Origin of the sequence: Bacillus sp. BB51/4 (assembly GCF_008368845.1) — a bacterium.
GTDB classification, from domain to species: Bacteria; Bacillota; Bacilli; order Bacillales; family Bacillaceae_G; genus Bacillus_A; species Bacillus_A wiedmannii.
This window is the reverse complement of the sequence record NZ_QOSC01000012.1, coordinates 54,989-75,431: the sequence shown is the minus strand read 5'-3', so window position 1 is coordinate 75,431 and position 20,443 is coordinate 54,989. Positions and strand designations below refer to the sequence as shown.

Genomic DNA, 20,443 nt, shown 5'->3' with positions numbered 1-20,443 from the left:
AATTCTTATATATAAAAACCCTCACTATCTTGTAAGAGGATTAATCAATTATAAATACGTTATATCTCCTTCTTAGAAGTAAAGGATTCTGTAGCTCCATTTTTATATATTTTAGTCAGCTTAATAATTGACTTGTACGTATTATTATCATTCTTTATCATCTTTTTCATTTCTTCTATTTCAGCATTACCAGTTCCACTCTCTATTCTCAAACAGTTCGAAATGTTGAGATACCCACTCGATGCGAAAAGAATAATAAACGTAAGATCCGGGAAATTAATGAACAGTATTCCAAACTTTAAAGGATTCGCCGCCGTATCAGATAAAACTAATCGGAAATTTAATCGTTCAGGCACTTGAACAAAATCTTTAGAAACAATCGCTTCACCTATTATAGTAATTTGCTTTACGACATTCCCAAGTTCATCTATAAATTCAGTACAACTAGGTGCATCAATTGTTTTTGCTTGCAGTGATAAATTCAATTCTGGATTGTGAAAGTCAAAAAAGAGTGTACTTCCCTCGGTTAAACATTTCGGACAAACATTTCCAAGTAGACTAAAATCCTCTTCAATAAATTTAACTTTCGTTTTACAACTACAAACTTTCCCTATTCGAATTGCATCAATCTTTGAACAATCTACAAAAATAACCTCATTGTCTTCTTGTACAAATGATACGATACCTTTCGTCTTATTAAATGAAAGAAAATAAGATACAACAATTTCATTTCCTGCTATTACGATACTCTCAACTTTAGTATAAGGTTCAAGACTTTGTAAAAATTCACATATACTATTTTGGCAACATTCACAATCACGTTTCGACTCACAATCCACTTACACTCCATCCCTTCTCTATATGTTTTTATCTAATACATATAATATGAGCGGAATATGAGAAAAGCTTGGACAATATAACTTTAACGTAAGAATATAGTTACTTACTCATCAAATTAATAATGAATTTACGCTAATAATTAGTAATAACACATAAATTTCCTTATAAATACATATAACAATTTCATCTTTCATGAAAAAAACGTTATAATAAGGTGTAGCCTCTACGATTACGTTATAAAGGAGATTAAAACAATGGCTAAAATTAAAGTATACCAAGCAAAAGAAGAAAATATGGATGCAGTAAAGAACATCATTGATGTCGAGGAACAAAACCCAACTGCTGAAAACTTACAAAATCTATATGCATGTGTATTAGAAACAGAAGATATGGCATTGCCTGAATCATACATTGAAGAAGATATCTTAATTGATTCTATGGAAGTTATGGTTAACGCTTCTCAAAACAAACTAAGAGACTTAGGTGCATACGATGTTATCGAAGTTCAAAACAAAGGTAAGAAAACACAAATCTTATTATTAGCAGACGAAGAATACGAAATCATCGAAGGCTAATCTAAATCTGTACATACGAAAAAGCTCCCTTCCAATTGGAAAGGAGCTTTTTCATTACGCTTTGGATGTTTCGTTCTTATTATTCTTTTGTTGTTTCTTAATTACCATGCGCTCATTGCCCATAAAGAAAATAAATATGAATGCTAAACCAGCTGGTACTAATGCCCACATAAATGTTTGAACAATTGAGCTAGAAAGAGCGTCAACAATTTTATCTAATATTTGCGGCGGAATTTGAGATCTTGCCGATTCTGATAGAATAGCTCTTGAATCTCCTAAAGCATTTGTATTCATTCCCCCACTCATCCCTTTAAAAGCTTCTTCTAATTGACCTTGGAAACCTGTTCTTTGAATCATTCCGAAGATTGTAATACCTAGTGTCATTCCTAATGAACGAATGAAATTACTCGTTGAAGTTGCAGATCCACGCTGTTCCATACCGAAGTTGTGAATAGCTGCCATACTTAGTACAGAGAATGAGAAACCTACTCCAAATCCAATGATAATCATATAAAACGTTAATAATATTCGACTTGTTTCTGGCGTTAATGTGCTTAATAAAAATAGTCCAATTAGCATAATAACAGCAGAAATAATCATAATGTTTCGGTAGCTAAGCTTCGTCGTTAAAAATCCACCTAACTGCGCTGTTACGACTGATCCTAACATCATCGGTAAAAGTAATAATCCTGAGTTTGTTGCGCTACCACCGTATACACCTTGAATGAATAACGGTATGTATACAGTTGCTGACATGAACGCAGCACCGTAACATAATGCAATAATGGTACTCATTCCGAATAAACGTTGTTTAAACATTTCAAATGAAATGATTGGTTCTTCTACTTTACGTTCAATAAAAATAAATGCAATAATTAAAATAGCGAATCCGCCAAATAAACTTAATATAAAGTTAGAATCCCAATCATACTTTTGTCCACCTAGTTCTAAAGCAAACATTAGCGAAACTACTGCACCAACTAAAGTAATTGCGCCAAACCAATCAATTTTTTGCTTTCTATGAACTCGTGATTCTTTATAAAAGAATGTAATAAAAATAAGTGCTAAAACGCCAAGCGGTAAGTTAATGTAAAATACCCAGTGCCAGCTTATGTAATCTGTAATATACGCACCAAGCAGCGGACCAAAAATACTTGATAAACCAAATACTGCTCCGAATAATCCACCCATTTTCCCGCGCTTTTCAGGAGGGAAAATATCAAAAACGATAGTAAACGCGATCGGCACTAATGCCCCGCCGCCAATACCTTGAATGGCACGATAAATACCTAACTGTGTAATATTTTCAGCAGTACCACAAAGTGCCGAACCAATCATAAAGACGATTAAACCGAAAATAAAGAATCTCTTTCTACCATACATATCTGATAGTTTTCCGAAAATCGGCATACCCGCCATTTCTGCGACCATATAGGCAGAAACGACCCATACAAAGTTTTCAAGGCCTCCTAAGTCACCAACAATCGTTCCCATCGCTGTTACGACAATGGTATTGTCCATTGATGCCATTAAAATACCTAGCAATAAGCCTGCCACAACAAAGCCGAGCTTATTATTCTTCTCAACCATAACCTTGCTCTCCCTCGTACTACTTATATTTGTTTATGTTCTTTTACGACTGCATTACCTTTTGGGTTAAAACTAGTATGATATTCTACAACACTAATTTCACATCCTGGACCAATGGTAACGTTGTTTCCTCTTACAACTTCAGCAATCGTATGCTCTAAATAAATTTCATCTCCTTCAATGATAGACGTTTGGAGGCTTCCAGCATGACTTGTAAATGGAATAAATCTCGCTTTTTTACGAACGGTAATCTTTTTACCGCCGATTTCTCTCACTTTGCTACCTTCATAGCGAAGTGAAATTTCAATATTTTCAGCATTAAGTAATCCATCACTTTCAAGGCCACCAGTTAGTGATAGTTCTTCAACTTCAATATCTCCTTTTACATTTAAAGCGCCTTTCACATCTACGAAATCACCAGTTAACTTCCCTTTAACTTCTATCATACCTCTTACTTTCGTTTTTTCAATATGAGCATCACTATTCATTTGTGTATTACCATATACTTTTACATATTCCGCATCTACATTTCCTTGTACTTCACTATCTCCATACACGACATAATTTTTCACTTTCATATTACCTTGTACATCACTCGTGCCGTACGTTTTAAATTCATTACAACTCATATCATTAGAAATCGTTCCTTCGCCGCGTATCTTCACTTTGTTATAATCCCCGCCTGCTGAACTACCAGAACCATTGACAGTAAGACTATGTTGATGTTCCATATTACTTTCTCCCTCCCATTAAACCTGCTTCATTTCTTTTACATTTGCGCTTTTATCAACAGTAAGAACACCCGTATATTCAATCAATTCAATCTCACAGTTCGCTCCTACTGTCACATTGTTTCCTCTTACCGTTCTTATGTGAGCATAATCAATATCAATATTGTCGCCTTCTAATAGTTCAGCCTCTAATTGCATACCAAATACTGATTTAAACAGTCTACTAAAAGTACTTAGTCTATGTTTTACTTTAATCGTTTGACCACCAATTTCTTTTGCTCGACATGTACCGTGAATATTAATATTTATTTCATCGGCGCTTAATAATCCACCAATTGTAAATTGTCCTTCTGAAGAAAAAGTATCCACTTCACAATTCCCATCAATCGTTGCTTGACCGTTGATTTTAAATTCGTCTCCAGTTACATTTCCACCTACTGTACCTTTTCCTGCAATTTTTAAACTGTTCGCCTTCACATCTTGCGTAATTGTTGCTTTCCCATCAATTCGCATCGTTTCCGCAATAACTGTACCATCAACTTTACCTGATCCACTAATTCTTGCATTGCTACTTTTCAAATTTCCAGTAACAGCACCATATCCGTTACATTCAAATTGGTCACATTCAATATTTCCATTAACAGTCCCTTTTCCATTTAATTGCACTTTATGAAACTCACCGCCATTCGATGAACCGTAACCATTTATAATCAAATTATCTGTACGCATACTTTCTCCTCCACTACAACAGTTTCGTTTTTAATGCTTCGGTATATTTCATAATCGCTTCGCGTAAAACAATTTTGGTACCTTTTTCAAAAATTAAATCGTCCACGTTTGAAACTAAGAAACATGTAGAAATCCCTAACTTTCGGACGATGATTAAGTCACAAGTTTTATGCTTAATCGCTTCATAATTTTCACGTAAAACTTGCAAGACCATTTTTCCTTCTTCTAAACTAATCTCTCCCGATTGTAGTAACTCTTCTAACATATACACATAAAGAATATCTACAAATTGAAACTCTGTTGTTTTATTCGTTTGTTCTATGAAGAATTGTAAAACTGGCTCTGATGCAATCCCTTTACGTAAGACGTCTTCCTTAGTTAAAAGAATTTCGCTCACACTCGGTGAAAACATATTTGCTAGTTCATCAAGTGATAAATCTTCTTTCATCGTTTGGATTTTATCAATACGCTCTAATATCTTTTCTTTCGGAAAAAATGTCTCTTGACCCGTGAATGTTGACTTTCGTACAAACCAATCTTCCGGTATTAAATTTTTTCTTTTCCACCTATATAACTGTCCGTATGAAATACCAGTTAGTTCTAATAAATCTTTTTTTGAAATTAAATCTGTACTCAACTGTATAACACTCCTTCCTGATAACAATGTAACATAACACTGTTACGTTGTAAATGGACTTTTATCGTAAGTAGCGTAACAATGTGTAAAACAAACCTGTTTCACACACGAAAAAAAGGCTCTTACACATTATGTAAAATGCGTAAAAACCCTTATTTATCAACATGTAAACCATATTTCATAAAAATCAATCCATCCTTGTGAATTAATCATTATATTTTGTACTTTTTCGTGAGAAGTTACTTGTTGTTTGTTACGATATAAAGGAATAATATGAATGTGACGCAACAAAATGTCCTCAATATCGCGTAACAATGTAACTCTATTCTCTAAATCTTCTTCTTTAAAATAAGGGGAGAACTTTTTATGAAAGTCCATGCTGCTTTGCCCATGAATAAAACTATTTTTTGTAAGAAACATATATAGCAGACTATCTTCTATTCGTTCGCTAATTGTTGCACTATCATGCATCATATCAGCCTTTTGTATCGTACTGATTTCCAATAACTCTTCAACTTCAAGAAAATTAGTTTCTACACGAATCCCGTACTTCGCACACTCTTTCTGTATCCATTGTGCATCTTCTACATGATCTTGTCCTGTAAATGTGTAGAGTTGTAGCACTTCATGATGATACATACTCCTTTTCACTAAGCATTCTATCTCTTCCTTAATCTCTACTTTTCTTTCATTTGCTAATATTAGTTTTTTTGCCACTTCTCCACGTTCTCCGCCGAGTTCTTGAACAATTCTATCGCCATCAATGATTTTATGTAGTGCCTTTCGAAACAGCTCATCTTGCATTGGTCCTTCTTTTACAAGATTGCACGTTACATATGTCACGTTCGATTCAAGCCGAGACAACTCTTTATTAGGCTTTTCTTTATCTTTATATTGCGCCTTTACTAACACGTCATACGTATTTACATTTTTCTCTACATTCATTAGTTCAATTCGGTCAAGAAAAGGTCTTTCACGATAATATAAATCATGCACTTCTAATACAAATAATTGTGCATTTTTCTCGCGTAATATAAAAGGTCCTGTACCAATAAAGTTTCCTGCTTCATCTTCATTTACGATAGAACACTGTTCTGCACTTAGCATATGTAAAAACATCCTATTTTCCGTATGTAATTGAATTTCAACAACAAATTCATCCACTGCACGGACATTTTCAACATGTTGCAACATCCATGCGTGTGGGTTGTTTTCCGCTTTCATAAATCGATTCAATGAATGTATAACATCATGTGCGGTAAGTCGTTTTCTATTATGAAGATGAACGCCTTTTCTTAAATAAAATGTCCAAACCTTTTCAGCGTCATTATATTGCCAGTGAAAAGCAAGTCTTGGCTCTATACAATTTGTTTCCTCATTCACATATACGAGTGTATCAAAAATATGTTTAACCATATGACATTCTGAGCGCATCGTAGCGTAGACCGGATCTAAAGCGATGTCTAGATTCATTTGTACTTGCAACCGAAGTACATCTTTTCTTCCTTCAGGTGTCCTTTCTATTTTATGACCAAATATTGAATCTACCCAAGCTTCATACTCTTTCTTTACTGATGGAAATTGTGAGCTGTATCGTTCCACAAATGAGATTCCACTTTTCACATCCCCTTTTTTCGTTAGTTCTTTTCCTCTGTCTAAAATTAATTTCATCGGTTGCTTTTGAAATATTAATTTAGAGCGATTCCCTCTCCCGCGCCCTGGAAACCAAGTGATCCAATGTAACTCTTCTAATTTTTTTATAATTAATTTACTATTACGCTCCGTACAAAATAATATTTCTGCTATCATTTGTACTGTTACTTCTAATTGCTCTCCTTCTCGTCTACCTTTACCATACGCACACCACATTTCAATATATTGATCTAAAATAAACATCATAATCCCCCTAAAAGGTGAAAAATAAGTCCTTTTGTTTCTACCCTTTTTCCATTTCTCCTTTCATCTTATCATTTCAATATAGAAAGGAGGAATTAATATTGAACAATCTCTTACTACGTTATAATAAACCAATTATTATAAGACTGTGCGGCGAATTATTAACCCGAACAACCGAATCCATGTTAGCTCTTATTATGATTATTTACGTTAATAAAATGTTAAACGGTAATATAATAATAACTATGCTCATTTTCGGACTACAACCACTATCAGACATTGTATTTACACTTATTGCTGGGGGAATTACTGATAAATATGGGCGAAAGAAAATTATGTTACTCGGCTTATTGCTACAAGGCGTTGCAATCGGTAGCTTCATTTTTGCTCAATCTGTTTTTATATTTGCTTTGCTTTACGTCATAAATGGGATTGGTCGTTCCTTATATATCCCCGCTCAACGTGCACAAATTGCTGATTTAACAAAACAAAAACAACAAGCAGAAATTTTTGCTCTTTTGCATACGATGGCTGCAATTGGCTCCGTAATCGGTCCAATAATTGGTGCTATCTTTTATCATACTCATCCTGAATATTTATTTATAATGCAAAGCATTACACTTATGGTATATGCAGTAGTTGTATGGACGCAGCTTCCAGAAACTGCTCCAGCACTTACAACGCCAAAACAAAAACTTGAAGTATCATCTCCAAAAAAATTTGTACACAAACATTACGCCGTACTGGGACTTATGGTTTCTACACTTCCTATTAGCTTTTTTTATGCACAAACCGAGACAAATTATCGCATTTTCGCTAAAGATATATTTCCAGATTTCGTATTCATGCTCGCTTTTATTTCAACATGCAAGGCTATTATGGAAATCATTCTGCAAATTCCCCTCGTGAAATGGTCTGAACGATTTTCTATGGCGAAAATTATTCTTATTTCTTACACTTGCTATACAATAGCTGCAATTGGCTACGGGATTTCAGCAACAATCGCGTCACTATTTTTCACATTACTCTTTTTAGTCATCGGTGGAAGTATTGCTTTAAACCATTTACTTCGATTCGTTTCAGAAATCGCTCCTTCAGATAAACGCGGATTGTATTTTTCAATTTACGGCTTACATTGGGATATATCTCGAACGTGCGGTCCTGTTATTGGTGCGGTTTTATTAAGCAAACTAAACGGCAGTATGCTATTTTATATTTGTGCTTGTTTCTTAATAATTGGGGGCATTATTCAGGCTCTTTTTGTTCAAAATTTAGAGCGTAATAAAATAAAAAAAGACATTTCAGAGCATACTCCTCATGTTTTATAGGCTGCTTTGCTCATCCTTTTAACAGTAAAAAGAAGGCTATCACAAAAGTCTTGATGACCTTTGGTGATAGCCTTCTTTATTACCCTGCCATTTTATTTATACTATCCTCTGGCGAAAATACCGAAATATGATTTACCTTACCAGTCGATTCTGGAATAATGAATTTCAACTCAAACTGATTGTTTACTTTATATACGTATATTTTATCTTCCCCATTTACTTTAACTGAAGCTGGTTTTCCTAATGCTTTCTCTATTTCTTGTAATGTAATTGATTTTAGCTCTGCATGATAGGAGCGTACATCAAAAACTTGTGATCCTTTATTAAAACCGAAGGAAACATTTTTATTTATAAAGGTAGCGTACATTCCGTTACCTGCTTGTTCCGTTTTATCTGCTTTCCCCCAAGCCTTTTCTATTTCTTCAATATCACCTGTATGTGCTGCGAACGGAACGTTAGGTACTTTTCCTTCTTTCGCTAGTTCAAACAAATCTTTAATGTGGTTAATTGATTTTTGATTTATTACTGTATCTTTCGTGCTTGAATCTGTCTTTGGTTTTGCTGATCCTTCATTATTTGATTTTGCTTCAGGCTCTTTCTTTTCTTCAGAAGAATTATTTTGTTCGTTTTTACTATTTTCAGAGGTTGGGTTTGTTTCCTTTTTTTCGTCTGTCCCTTTACATGCTACTAATGCAAATATGCATGTAAAAGCGAGAAATAACATAGCTATCTTTACATACACTTTCATACATTTCAGCCCCCTATTATAATCTTATTCCTTTTGATAACCAATCCATGACACCACTTTTCAAATTGTGTTTGTTCCAAAAAATAAATACTTCACTCTCTCCCAATGCTTGTACAACATATTCTACAAAAGCTGTTCCTAAAAAATAACCGAGTCGGTTGTATCCAAAATACTGTCCTCCCGATAACCGGAACCACTCTTTCTCTTTTTCGAGCGTCCATCCTTCTATATAATCTTCCAAAAAACGATTCTTTATTTGTTTTTCATTTTCTATATAGCATTGTAACCAACGTTCACCATCATTGTTATATGAGTAGTACACTGATTCATTTACGCCTTTTATAATTTGCTTTGATAAATATGTTGCAACACCTTCACGATACAAAGTAACTGCCGCGTCAGTCCACTCAGCTTTTGTCCAATCCATTCCATCATTGTGTAACATAACATTATGATATATATGTCCTATTTCGTGAGCGACAATAACACGAAGGTGATTTACATCTGGAGATAATTTTTCTGCCGCAAAAAATATGTCCCCAATAATTTCCCTTTCTACAAATGCATTAGAGCCAAACCCTCCAACAAATAGATGGAAATTCATATTTACATCAAAGTTATATTTATAATGATATTCATTCGTTATCTCTTGAATAATAGTCGGTAATGTTTCTGCAATGATACGAATTTCTTCTATTTTTGCGGGATATCGTTTAATGGCATTAGAAACTCGTTCTCTCGTATGTGGACAATGATACTTAAAGTATTCTTCAAATATCTCTGGATGCGAAGTAAAGTATTGGTTGAGGACTGCTAATTCTACATCGTTACTTTCCCATAATTTTAAAAAACTTGGAATTGTATTATTTATCATTTTTTCCATCTCCTTATATATCCCTTCTCGCCATTTACACTGCAATCCTTCCTGAAACGTAGAAAAAGCAACAAAGAAAGATGAGTCTTCTTTGTTGCTTTTTCTGTTTAATCAAACCATTTATCACCATCAGAAATCCATTTACCATTATGCAAATCATAACATTCATCATAATAATAAAAAAAGCTGCCCAAAAAGGACAGCTTTACATATGTATTTTTACACTTCGATTGACTTACCATCTTCAACAATATGATAAAGTAAGTGAGCTAAATGATGAATTGGGCCATACTCTTCCTCTTCTTCATCTGTTTCACCTTGGAACTCAAGATCATTTAAGTATAGTGCTAAAAATTGATAGTATAGTTTTAAATCAAATCCGTAGCACGCAGTTGGCTCTTCATGATCGCCTTCGTATTGTAACATTAAGTATTGATCATTACCTTCTGCATCTTCTGCGTCAAAGAATACGAAGAATCCAACGTTTGTATCTAAATCAAATAGATGACGAGTGCCTTTTTCTGTTGCTTTGTTGAAGTCCTCTTCACTTAATTTATGTACTGTTGTCGCTTTAGCATTATCTTCTTGATGGAAATTTACTGTAAATGTTTTCAATGCTGACACCTCCTGATTGTATAATGCTAGCATAACATATAAAAAGGACTGCTTACAAATGTAAACAGTCCGTACATTCATTTTCGCATTGCTCGTAATAAGAAGCTTACGATGAAAATTAAAACGATCGCACCGATTAAAGCTGGAATAATTGCATATCCGCCAATGACTGGACCAAAACTACCAAGTAATTTCGAACCAATCCAAGAACCGATAATACCAGCAATAATATTACCAATTACACCACCAGGTACGTCCTTTCCAGTAATTAAGCTCGCAAGCCATCCTAATATACCACCGACGATTAAAGACCAAATCATATGATAACCTCCTTTATATTTTACCAATCAAAATATAATTAGAAACAATTGCTTACCATTAGTTATGTTACATTTTTCAGTAGTTATTCATACAAATCAACTATTAGATTATTTCAAAATAATGAACGACCAGTTTTTCGACTCGAGGTTGATGTTATTCGTAATACACATATTAAGGACAGTCAGGCTTTAATATTGTCCGTATAAACTCTTTTTTAAATGCAGGATAGTTAAAACCAACTGCAATTTTTTGAATTGGTCTATTATCAAACGTTGTTGGCTCGGCTATTTTTCTAAAATCTGCCACACTTTGTCCTCTAGTTACGTCATTTGTCGTACTGATCCAAACTGCTGACTTTTTATATTCAAAAATATCATCATTAATAAAGGAAATGAACGGAAGTAAATCATGAATCGGACTTCCAGCAATACCCGGGTATTCTTTTTTATAAAAGTTCTCATAATAAAAATCGATCATTGGTTTAATAAGTTTCGCCTGTCCTGTTCCTTCTTTATTAATAATATCCACCATTTCAGGAGTAATGAGGGCTTCTTGCGTTACATTTAACGGAAAAATAGTCGCATTCTTTGCGTACTTCATCACAATATTTGCGGCGATTGGATCTCCATAAAAATTAGCTTCTGATACAGGAGTAACGTTACCAGGAAATAAAAACGCACCGCCCATAATATAATATGAACATACCTTATCCATTACATTTGGATATAATAAAAATAACGTTGCCAATGTTGTTAAACGCCCTGTCGCTACGATAATAATATCTTCTGGACAAGGTTCAATTAATTTAATTAGTTCACAAAAATTTTCCCGTTTACAAATCCTCATATCAGGTGGAATAATTGGCCCTAAACCATGATCTCCATGTATTTCAGGAAAGAACAAAGGTTCTTCAGCTGTCATCGGTCTTGCTGCACCCTCAATGATTTTTACTTCTGTAGCATAGTATCTTTCTAAAAAATACACATTTTCCGTTACAATCTCTCGCGATACATTCCCATATTCAGCAACAATACCTATAATATCCAATTGACATGTTTTATTTGCATAAATTAACGCCACCGCATCGTCAATACCAAAGTCTCCAAAAAAGATGATTTTCTTATTAACTATCCTCACCCCTCTTCAACATAATCTACTATTATTATTATTATGTAAAAAAGACAAGGCTGTGAAACGGTGCAAACTAAAAAAGTCGCCTATTTATTGGCGACTTCAATCTTTTTATAAGATAAATATGCTAGTACATTTTTACTTGAATCGTATTTCGGATTATTTCCTTTTCTCGGTTCTCTCATATGTGTTTTTTCAAATCCAGGAATATCTGGCATTTTCTCCATAAATTCAAACATTTCTTCTTCAGTTCCTTCAATACGTACGCGAATCATTATTACTTTTCCTCAATTCTCATTTTCTCTGTACTAAGTATAACGTACTTTGAAAAGACTGCAAGAAATTTATCTTTTTAATGTCGCGCTTTTTTTGCATACAAACAATGCCATTTCAGTATAAAACGATATAATTTTATTATTTTCATATTGAATGTTAAAGAACTCTTGCATTTCAACTGATGTTTTCATCATACATTCTGTTAACTTCACGCGTTTCTGCAAAGGTACATTCATCATATCGCACCACCAGTCAAATTCAAATTTCTTGTCAAAAGTAAGACATGACTGCATTTGTAAACCATTTTTTTCTAATAAGGTAATCCATTCTGTTTTTTTCATCGCTCGTTCATGACTCGGATCTCGCTTTTTTTCTATAAAATTATAAAATGTATCAAATTCATTATTTTCCGGTGAAACATTATCTATTAAAATAAACAATCCATTATGTTCTAACGTACGATTTACTTCACATATAAACTGAGCTGGATTCGTAAAATGATGTGCTGCAATTCGGCATGTAATCGTATCAAAAGAACTATCGGCAAACGATAAACTTTCAGCGTTTCCAGCGACAAAAGATACATTTTCATATCCATTACTTATAATAAAGTTTTTCGCATTCTCTAGCATTTTTTCTGTTAAGTCTAAGGCAACTACTTCTTTAAACAATGGAGCTAATACATTCGCAACATGTCCACCGCCAGTAGCAATATCAAGAAGACGATTATTATGACGAGACTCAACTTGTTGAACCACATATTGTAAGTCTGGTCCATTAGCATGAATTTTACTTTTCACATATTTTTCCGCATTATTACCAAACTGTTGTTTTACAAGCTCTTCTTTACTCATTTTATCATCTTCTTTCTATTGTTATTTACATATAGGATTCATATAATAATTAAAGTTCTCTTTATGTATTTTCAAATCCTCTTTTCAGCTTACTTCTTATCATGCTGTCCTATCATCAATATACTAAACAAAAAAGGCTACGGGAACTTGTCCCCTAACCCGACTAAATATTTATTACATTTTTACTTTTTCATATACATCTATATAATATAAATCCTCTTTCAACTTCATAATAACGTCTACTTCGTTATAAGTAGCCTCACGAGCATGTAAACCAAATTGATCCATGCCGATCCATATCCATCCAGGTGTATGCTGTAGAACATCTAGGTTAAAATAATCTAATTTAATAAGCTCCGATTTTATAAATTTATCTTTATTAGCGATTTGTTTATCCATTAAGCCGTATTCTTTTCCATTTTCAAGTAGCGATATAATTTTCCCTAAAATTGGATGTTCACGTATAATAAAATGATATTCCCTTTCGTCTACATTCGCCATAATTAAACGGGAATTAGATAAATCTAATCCCAAACTCGGCATATTTATTTTAATCACCTCCTATATTGGTTTCATCTCCATCCTAACAAACAAATATTTAAATAATATTAATATATTGTATATATATTAAGGCTCATTATTTCTAGAAACTAAATTTCCAACAGCATCTGCCGTTACTTCAACTACAAATTCACAAATACCTGCTACAACTTCCCCAATTACTTCATCCATCTTTTCCCCCCCTTATTTTATGTAACATATTTCTAGTATAGGAGATATTGGTTATTTTTAACTATCGGAAAACGTGACAACAACATTACAGTTTTGTAAGCTTTTTCAACTTATTTAGCTTCTATCCTTTGAAACTCCAAGTATGATTCACAAGCATATAGGCCATCATAATATTAGGTAAGTTCCAATTATGCTAGAGGAGGCGTGTAAAATATACTACGTAAAATTAATTAAAGGTCAATCATTCTATGCTTTTGATCATCGTTTCTTAATGTCTGAAGAAGAAAAGGTTTCCGAGAAAGTTTATAATTACTTACGTCGTAATGAATTTTTCGAAGTACGTAAAGAAGAATATTCAGCCTGATGTATTAAAAGCATCAAGAAAAATATCATTTAATAGTGATATTTTCTTGATGCTTTTATTTTATTTATCCTTACTTTCAATGAATATGTAATCATTGGTTTTATACATTTTGACTTACTTATTTCATCTATTAACACATCAAATTTTTGACAAATCAAAAAGATTGAAATCCACTCATGAAACACGTAATATAGACTCTGACTCTAAAAAAGTTCGTTATAAATTCTATATAAAATAAGGAGGTTTTATATACGAGTTTTTCATTTTAAAAGACGGAGAGGTTTTACATTATGTGGCGTAATAAAAATGTTTGGATTGTGTTAATTGGGGAGTTTATTGCTGGTCTAGGGCTATGGCTTGGTATTCTTGGCAACCTTGAATTTATGCAAAAATATGTCCCTTCTGATTTCATGAAATCAGTTATATTATTTATCGGACTATTAGCTGGTGTACTAGTTGGTCCTATGGCTGGTCGTATTATCGATCAGTATGAAAAGAAAAAAGTTCTTCTTTATGCTGGGTTCGGTCGCGTTATTAGTGTTATTTTTATGTTTTTCGCTATCCAATTTGAAAGCATTGCCTTCATGATTGCATTTATGGTTGCCCTTCAAATTTCTGCAGCATTTTACTTCCCTGCATTACAATCTGTAATTCCACTCATCGTACGTGAGCATGAGTTATTACAGATGAACGGTGTACATATGAATGTAGGTACAATCGCTCGTATTGCAGGTACTTCACTAGGTGGAATTCTTTTAGTTGTAATGAGTTTACAGTATATGTATGCCTTCTCAATGGCAGCATACGCTTTATTATTCCTCTCAACTTTCTTCTTACAATTCGAAGATAAGAAATCAACAACACCAAGTAAACAAGCTGCGAAAGATAATAGCTTTATGGAAGTATTTCGTATTTTAAAAGGAATTCCTATTGCTTTTACAGCACTTATATTAAGTATTATCCCTCTATTATTTATAGCCGGATTTAATTTAATGGTAATCAACATTAGTGAAATGCAACATGATCCAACGATTAAAGGCTTTATATATACCATTGAAGGTGTCGCATTTATGTTAGGGGCCTTCGTTATTAAACGTTTATCTGACCATTTCAAACCTGAAAAATTATTATATTTCTTCGCTGTTTGTACCGCTTTTGCACACCTTTCCTTGTTCTTTAGCGATATAAAATGGATGTCTCTTACATCATTTGGTTTATTTGGTTTTAGTGTTGGTTGCTTCTTCCCTATTATGTCGACAATTTTCCAAACGAAAGTGGAAAAAAGCTATCATGGTCGTCTCTTCTCATTCCGTAATATGTTTGAGAGAGTTATGTTCCAAATTGTCTTACTCGGCACAGGCTTCTTCTTAGATACGATTGGATTGCAATATATGGTTCTCATTTTCGGTGTGATTTCATTATTAATTGTTTTCATTTCATTATCTAAACAGAAACAATATGAAAAACAACCTTCGCAATCTGCGAATTTATAACATAAATAAAGACGCATGGATCATATTAGATTAATCCATGCGTCTTTGTTATATAAAGCCTTATTTATTACGCTTATTATAATTATTTAAAGGAGTACCCTCTTTCGCTTTCGAATACAGTATACTAACATGATATATACAGGAGGTGCGAAATTGTCTGATGGTATGCAGTTATTTAGTATCTTTATTTTTGTATTAGCTCTGTTTAGCATCATAAACTTTTTAGCAATTTCCTTATCTGGACATAACCTTAAAAGAAGAATTATCGCAGGTTTCATTTTTTTACTACTAACTCCTATTGTTTTTTTGGCTACCGTAGTATTCGCTTCTATATTCGATAAAGCTGGATTTGGCGCAGGTGGGATAGCCTTCATTGTTGCAATTATATATATTTTAAATGGAATAATGATCCTACTTTCCTCATTATTTTTCCTCAAAAGAGACATAACATAGACTATAGTACTCTGCATGAATCTGACTTTATACTAGATTCATGCTTTTTCAATTCCCCAAAATTTTTATGTGAAATTAAATAATTCTTTATAAAAATTTAAACTTTATTTATTACAATATTCGTATCGTATTCGCAAGTTTATTGAAAATGAAAAGAAAGGAGTACAAAATGAAAAAGATTCTATTAATTATTCCAATATTCATTGTTCTACTTAGCGGATGTAGCAATAATGATATATACGGTTCTTGGGAAGTCGTTGACAGCAAAAATAGTCTTTGCCCTGCATCTTATAAATTTGAAACAGTTGTAAAAGAAGAAAAGAAAGAAAAAATTGTTCAAAACTTAGTAGAGATGCAAACAACGAAGAATAAAGAAGATTTATACAAAGGTTCATTTGTAAAGAATTCTAATGTATATCACATTGATTATGGTAACTCATTTACATCGGATCAAACTTTAAAAGTTGTCGATGGCAAATTAAATGTATACTTTTATGCAGTGGAAAAGTTATGTACATATAAAAAGAAATGATTACACTTCATATAAGACGCAGAAAATATTTTCTGCGTTATTTTTAATTTACAAAACCTCCCCAAAAACATTTTCCTCTTTTAAATCTTTAAATTTAAATGTAGTATTATATAATAACAATATTTTAATGCGAGGTGCTTTTTTTGAGAAGTTTAAGTTCATTAATTGTATCAACAATCTGTTCCATTATCCTAATCCTATGGAGTGCACTTTCATTTTATGAAAGATTCACGACAGGAAATTCATACTATTGGCTTAGTGGTATATTAGGCCTCGTTTTCGTGTTCTTTTTCATCCAAAATATGCGGGATATACTTAATAAAAACTATAAAACATCCTAAACCGTATAGAAAGATATAATAAACAATTCAGTTAACCAGTCCTTATTTACAACGCCCTTTCAAAAAAGACTAATCCTCCCTCTAAATTTGTCAATCGTTTTAATTTTCATAAAAAAATGATAAAATGTAAATATGTGTTTTCAGAATAATTAAAAACGCAGAAAGAAAACACTGTTTTTAGGAGGGGTTTTGATGACTTACACGTTAGCAACTAGAATGAAAGCATTCCAATCTTCTATATTTAGTGAATTAGGGGCTTATAAAAAAGAAAAAATTGCAGCAGGTCACAAAATGATTGATTTAAGTATTGGGAATCCTGATATGCCGCCTGCTGACTTCGTAAGAGAAGAAATGGTACATACAGCAAGTGAAAAAGAAAGCTACGGATACACATTAAGTGGTATTCAAGAATTTCACGAAGCTGTAACTGAATATTATAACAACACTCATAACGTTAAATTAAATGCCGATAAAGAAGTTTTATTATTAATGGGTTCACAAGACGGACTTGTTCATTTACCTATGGTTTATGCAAATCCGGGAGATATTATATTAGTTCCGGATCCAGGATATACAGCTTATGAAACTGGAATTCAAATGGCTGGTGCAACATCTTACTACATGCCATTAAAGAAAGAAAATGAATTCTTACCTAACTTAGAGTTAATTCCTGCAGAAATTGCCGAAAAAGCGAAAATGATGATTTTAAACTTCCCAGGAAATCCCGTTCCAGCAATGGCTCATGAAGATTTCTTTAAAGAGGTAATCGCATTCGCGAAAAAGCATAACATTATTGTTGTCCATGATTTTGCTTATGCTGAATTTTATTTTGATGGCAATAAACCAATTAGCTTCCTCTCTGTACCTGGTGCTAAAGAAGTTGGAGTAGAAATCAACTCTTTATCAAAAAGTTATAGTTTAGCAGGTAGCCGTATTGGTTATATGATTGGTAATAAAGAAATTGTTCGTGCGCTTACGCAATTTAAATCCAATACAGATTATGGTGTGTTTTTACCAATTCAAAAAGCGGCATCAGCGGCACTAAGAAATGGCGCTGCGTTTTGTGAGAAAAATCGCGATATTTATCAAGAACGTAGAGATACTTTAGTTGATGGATTCCGAACATTTGGTTGGAATGTTGATAAACCAGCTGGTAGTATGTTCGTCTGGGCCGAAATTCCGAAAGGCTGGACTTCTATAGATTTCGCTTATGCATTAATGGATCGTGCAAATGTCGTTGTTACACCAGGTCACGCATTTGGACCTCATGGTGAAGGATTTGTACGTATTGCACTTGTTCAAGATAAAGAAGTGTTACAACAAGTTGTTGAAAACATTCGAAATAGCGGTATTTTTTCTCTTGAAAAAATAAATGAATTAGTCAAAAATTAATGGTAACTCCCCTGCTTAACTGTAGCAGGGGTATTATTTATTGGAGGTACTTTCATTGCATATTAAAGACACTCTTCCTCATCGTTATCCTTTTTTAATGATTGATAAAGTAACAAATGTAAAACATGGTGAATCCGTTACGGGATATAAACTCATTTCAAATAATGAGTGGTTTATAAATGATAATCAAAAACATATGCCTCATATGTTAATTGTAGAAGCACTTGCTCAGCTTAGTGCATTTGTAAATACAAATGACTCTGAAGGTCTAGGCTTCCTCTCTTCGTTGGATGGGGTTGAATTCCACGGAAACGCATATCCCGGTGATAAACTTGATTTACATTATAAGCTTGCTCGCAATCGTCGAGGTTTTATTCTCGGTAAAGGTACTGCAACTATTAACGATCAGCCGATTGTAACTATAGAAAAGCTATTAATATATCAAGCAGAATAGAGACGATGTAATTCGTCAGGATATCTCTCTCCTACAAATTCGTCTCACCAACATGAACAGAGTAAACAAATTACTTGGTTAGGAGCAGGAAAATGGAAAGTACTATCGGTATCGATGCTGGAGGAACATTAACGAAAATTGCTTATTTGAACGAACAAAAGCAATTAGCTTTTGAAAAATTTTATTCAAATGAACAAGATAAAATAATAGATTGGCTTAAGAAAAACACTTGTATAAAACAAATATGTATAACAGGTGGTAAAGCAAAACGATTACAACAACTACTTTCAGACTCATATAAAATAGTAGAACTAAACGAATTTGAAGCTACTCTTGTAGGTGTCCGATACATATTAAAAGAAGAGCAATATGATATAAACAACTTTATTTTAACAAATATAGGTACAGGTACTTCCATTCATTACGTTTATAATGACAAATATATTCGAGCTGGTGGAACGGGTGTTGGCGGTGGTACTATTATGGGGCTTTCAAAATTGTTAACAAATATAGATCATTTTGAAGATGTGATTCCTTTAACAAAATTAGGTTCTAGAAAAGAACTAGATATTACGGTCGGTGATATTTATGGTGGCATTCTCTCTCCTATTGATAATAGCTTAACTGCAAGCAATTTTGGTAAAGCTGCTATTTCAGAATCAAAATATAATAGCTCAGACATACTTGCTACTGTACAAGGACTTGTCGGTGAAGTCGTTACTGCATTAAGCCTTCAATTCGCCGAAACAAAAAACATTGACCATATTATTTATATTGGTTCGACTCTATGTAATAACGTACACCTCCAAAATATTATTAGTAGCTACACAGTATATCAAAATAAAACACCAATCTTTTTACAAGATGGTGGTAATAGCGGTGCGATTGGTGCTTTACTTCATATTACGGATTAAAAAAGCTGACTTTTGTCAGCTTTTTTACAACGGTACTTCAAATTCAATAATTGATTCCCCGCCCTCTCCAATTCGCTCTACACTAATTTTATCAATTACACATTGTAACTTTTCAGGTAAACTATGAATATCCTTGGCTACTTCAGCAGCTAACTCAGCACTTTCTTTTCTCCCGACTGTTACATGCGGTATGTATGGAATATCTTCTTTTAAAAATTTTATTAAAGGTCCTGTATAAAGCATATCATGTAGTTCTTCTATTTGTTTTTTCCCCTCTTCAACTCGTAAAAACAAATATTCCCCTTCATCTGTAATTTGATTCGCAAATTTAATTTCTATCTCTTGTATCCCTTTTGATAATTTTAAAATATGTAACTTCAGCTCATCATTTGAAATCGAGCTTTCAAATGGGAATATAACTGTAATATGCGGTGGGATTAAACCGAATAAAGGATCATGTTTTTTCCTAATGTCCTCTATTTCATTAATAGACATTTCGTTTAGAAAAAGTAAAATTGTACGCATTTTTATACCCCCTACTTTCTCTTTTTATATTCATCATATTGTATGGTAGCTTGCACTTCAACAAATGATTTCAATTACATATAAAAAGAAAAAACTTC

At 33.2% G+C, this 20,443-nt stretch carries 24 protein-coding genes; 9 read left to right on the top strand and 15 right to left on the bottom strand.

Annotated elements, in window-relative coordinates; translation table 11 throughout:
* Positions 1 to 59: 59 nt before the first annotated feature.
* Entirely contained in the window at positions 60 to 839 is a 780-nt protein-coding gene (locus tag DN392_RS15010) for a BC_2878 family exosporium-associated protein (protein ID WP_000340391.1), read from the bottom strand.
* 255 nt (positions 840 to 1,094) lie between these two features.
* Between DN392_RS15010 and DN392_RS15005 the strand changes: the two genes are divergently transcribed.
* Positions 1,095 to 1,415, top strand: coding sequence for a hypothetical protein (locus tag DN392_RS15005; RefSeq protein ID WP_001062728.1), 321 nt, complete (start codon positions 1,095 to 1,097; stop codon positions 1,413 to 1,415).
* Between the two features lie 54 nt (positions 1,416 to 1,469).
* Here DN392_RS15005 and DN392_RS15000 read toward each other — a convergent pair whose 3' ends face one another.
* From DN392_RS15000 to DN392_RS14980, 5 genes are all read right to left on the bottom strand, one after another.
* The gene (locus DN392_RS15000) at positions 1,470 to 3,005 is read right to left on the bottom strand and encodes an MDR family MFS transporter (RefSeq protein ID WP_088321430.1); all 1,536 of its coding nucleotides are present in this window, start codon (positions 3,003 to 3,005) and stop codon (positions 1,470 to 1,472) included.
* 23 nt (positions 3,006 to 3,028) lie between these two features.
* On the bottom strand, positions 3,029 to 3,736 hold the full coding sequence (locus DN392_RS14995; protein ID WP_088321431.1) for a cytoplasmic protein: 708 nt from the start codon (positions 3,734 to 3,736) through the stop codon (positions 3,029 to 3,031).
* 18 nt (positions 3,737 to 3,754) lie between these two features.
* Positions 3,755 to 4,465 carry a bactofilin family protein gene (locus tag DN392_RS14990; protein ID WP_048566222.1) on the bottom strand — a complete coding sequence of 237 codons (711 nt, stop codon included), beginning with the start codon at positions 4,463 to 4,465 and terminating at the stop codon, positions 3,755 to 3,757.
* Positions 4,466 to 4,478: 13 nt separating this feature from the next.
* Complete coding sequence (locus DN392_RS14985; RefSeq protein WP_000102259.1) at positions 4,479 to 5,102, bottom strand: YhbD family protein; 624 nt, start codon at positions 5,100 to 5,102, stop codon at positions 4,479 to 4,481.
* A 159-nt stretch (positions 5,103 to 5,261) separates the two neighbouring features.
* Positions 5,262 to 6,998, bottom strand: a complete 1,737-nt coding sequence (locus tag DN392_RS14980) for an ABC transporter substrate-binding protein (protein WP_088321432.1) — start codon at positions 6,996 to 6,998, stop codon at positions 5,262 to 5,264.
* Between the two features lie 101 nt (positions 6,999 to 7,099).
* Here DN392_RS14980 and DN392_RS14975 point away from each other — a divergent pair, with 101 nt between their 5' ends.
* Positions 7,100 to 8,326, top strand: coding sequence for an MDR family MFS transporter (locus DN392_RS14975; protein WP_088321433.1), 1,227 nt, complete (start codon positions 7,100 to 7,102; stop codon positions 8,324 to 8,326).
* Between the two features lie 79 nt (positions 8,327 to 8,405).
* Here the strand turns inward: DN392_RS14975 and DN392_RS14970 are convergent, their stop codons facing one another.
* The 8 genes from DN392_RS14970 to DN392_RS14935 form a co-directional block, all read right to left on the bottom strand.
* Complete coding sequence (locus DN392_RS14970; RefSeq protein WP_064057106.1) at positions 8,406 to 9,074, bottom strand: YjgB family protein; 669 nt, start codon at positions 9,072 to 9,074, stop codon at positions 8,406 to 8,408.
* A 16-nt stretch (positions 9,075 to 9,090) separates the two neighbouring features.
* Positions 9,091 to 9,948, bottom strand: coding sequence for a gluzincin family metallopeptidase (locus DN392_RS14965; RefSeq protein WP_000609528.1), 858 nt, complete (start codon positions 9,946 to 9,948; stop codon positions 9,091 to 9,093).
* A gap of 219 nt (positions 9,949 to 10,167) precedes the next feature.
* Positions 10,168 to 10,563: a hypothetical protein gene (locus DN392_RS14960; protein ID WP_000847587.1), complete on the bottom strand. Its 396-nt coding sequence runs from the start codon at positions 10,561 to 10,563 to the stop codon at positions 10,168 to 10,170.
* A 77-nt stretch (positions 10,564 to 10,640) separates the two neighbouring features.
* A complete protein-coding gene (locus DN392_RS14955) occupies positions 10,641 to 10,883 on the bottom strand; it encodes a GlsB/YeaQ/YmgE family stress response membrane protein (RefSeq protein ID WP_000638305.1) in 243 nt (80 codons plus the stop codon).
* Positions 10,884 to 11,055: 172 nt separating this feature from the next.
* The gene (locus DN392_RS14950) at positions 11,056 to 12,021 is read right to left on the bottom strand and encodes a nucleoside hydrolase (RefSeq protein ID WP_048566217.1); all 966 of its coding nucleotides are present in this window, start codon (positions 12,019 to 12,021) and stop codon (positions 11,056 to 11,058) included.
* A gap of 80 nt (positions 12,022 to 12,101) precedes the next feature.
* The gene (locus DN392_RS14945; protein WP_046954344.1) at positions 12,102 to 12,290 is read right to left on the bottom strand and encodes a DUF3970 family protein; all 189 of its coding nucleotides are present in this window, start codon (positions 12,288 to 12,290) and stop codon (positions 12,102 to 12,104) included.
* A gap of 69 nt (positions 12,291 to 12,359) precedes the next feature.
* Positions 12,360 to 13,145, bottom strand: coding sequence for a class I SAM-dependent methyltransferase (locus DN392_RS14940; RefSeq protein WP_088321434.1), 786 nt, complete (start codon positions 13,143 to 13,145; stop codon positions 12,360 to 12,362).
* 174 nt (positions 13,146 to 13,319) lie between these two features.
* A complete protein-coding gene (locus DN392_RS14935) occupies positions 13,320 to 13,688 on the bottom strand; it encodes a hypothetical protein (protein WP_001139549.1) in 369 nt (122 codons plus the stop codon).
* A gap of 400 nt (positions 13,689 to 14,088) precedes the next feature.
* Here DN392_RS14935 and DN392_RS14930 point away from each other — a divergent pair, with 400 nt between their 5' ends.
* The 7 genes from DN392_RS14930 (at position 14,089) to coaW (ending at position 19,820) form a co-directional block, all read left to right on the top strand.
* Complete coding sequence (locus DN392_RS14930; protein ID WP_071723536.1) at positions 14,089 to 14,241, top strand: YqbF domain-containing protein; 153 nt, start codon at positions 14,089 to 14,091, stop codon at positions 14,239 to 14,241.
* Positions 14,242 to 14,531: 290 nt separating this feature from the next.
* Positions 14,532 to 15,734 (top strand): MFS transporter, encoded by a 1,203-nt coding sequence (locus DN392_RS14925; RefSeq protein WP_048566214.1) that lies wholly within the window; start codon positions 14,532 to 14,534, stop codon positions 15,732 to 15,734.
* 153 nt (positions 15,735 to 15,887) lie between these two features.
* Complete coding sequence (locus DN392_RS14920) at positions 15,888 to 16,187, top strand: hypothetical protein (protein ID WP_088321435.1); 300 nt, start codon at positions 15,888 to 15,890, stop codon at positions 16,185 to 16,187.
* Between the two features lie 169 nt (positions 16,188 to 16,356).
* Entirely contained in the window at positions 16,357 to 16,719 is a 363-nt protein-coding gene (locus DN392_RS14915; protein WP_048560750.1) for a hypothetical protein, read from the top strand.
* 533 nt (positions 16,720 to 17,252) lie between these two features.
* Positions 17,253 to 18,452, top strand: a complete 1,200-nt coding sequence (locus DN392_RS14905; RefSeq protein WP_142950450.1) for an LL-diaminopimelate aminotransferase — start codon at positions 17,253 to 17,255, stop codon at positions 18,450 to 18,452.
* A 55-nt stretch (positions 18,453 to 18,507) separates the two neighbouring features.
* Positions 18,508 to 18,906, top strand: a complete 399-nt coding sequence (locus DN392_RS14900; RefSeq protein ID WP_048566211.1) for a 3-hydroxyacyl-ACP dehydratase FabZ family protein — start codon at positions 18,508 to 18,510, stop codon at positions 18,904 to 18,906.
* A gap of 92 nt (positions 18,907 to 18,998) precedes the next feature.
* Entirely contained in the window at positions 18,999 to 19,820 is an 822-nt protein-coding gene (gene coaW, locus DN392_RS14895; RefSeq protein ID WP_048566210.1) for a type II pantothenate kinase, read from the top strand.
* A 24-nt stretch (positions 19,821 to 19,844) separates the two neighbouring features.
* On the opposite strand, the gene DN392_RS14890 is transcribed toward coaW, so the two are convergent.
* Positions 19,845 to 20,345: a 2'-5' RNA ligase family protein gene (locus DN392_RS14890; protein WP_088321437.1), complete on the bottom strand. Its 501-nt coding sequence runs from the start codon at positions 20,343 to 20,345 to the stop codon at positions 19,845 to 19,847.
* Between the last annotated feature and the right edge of the window lie 98 nt (positions 20,346 to 20,443).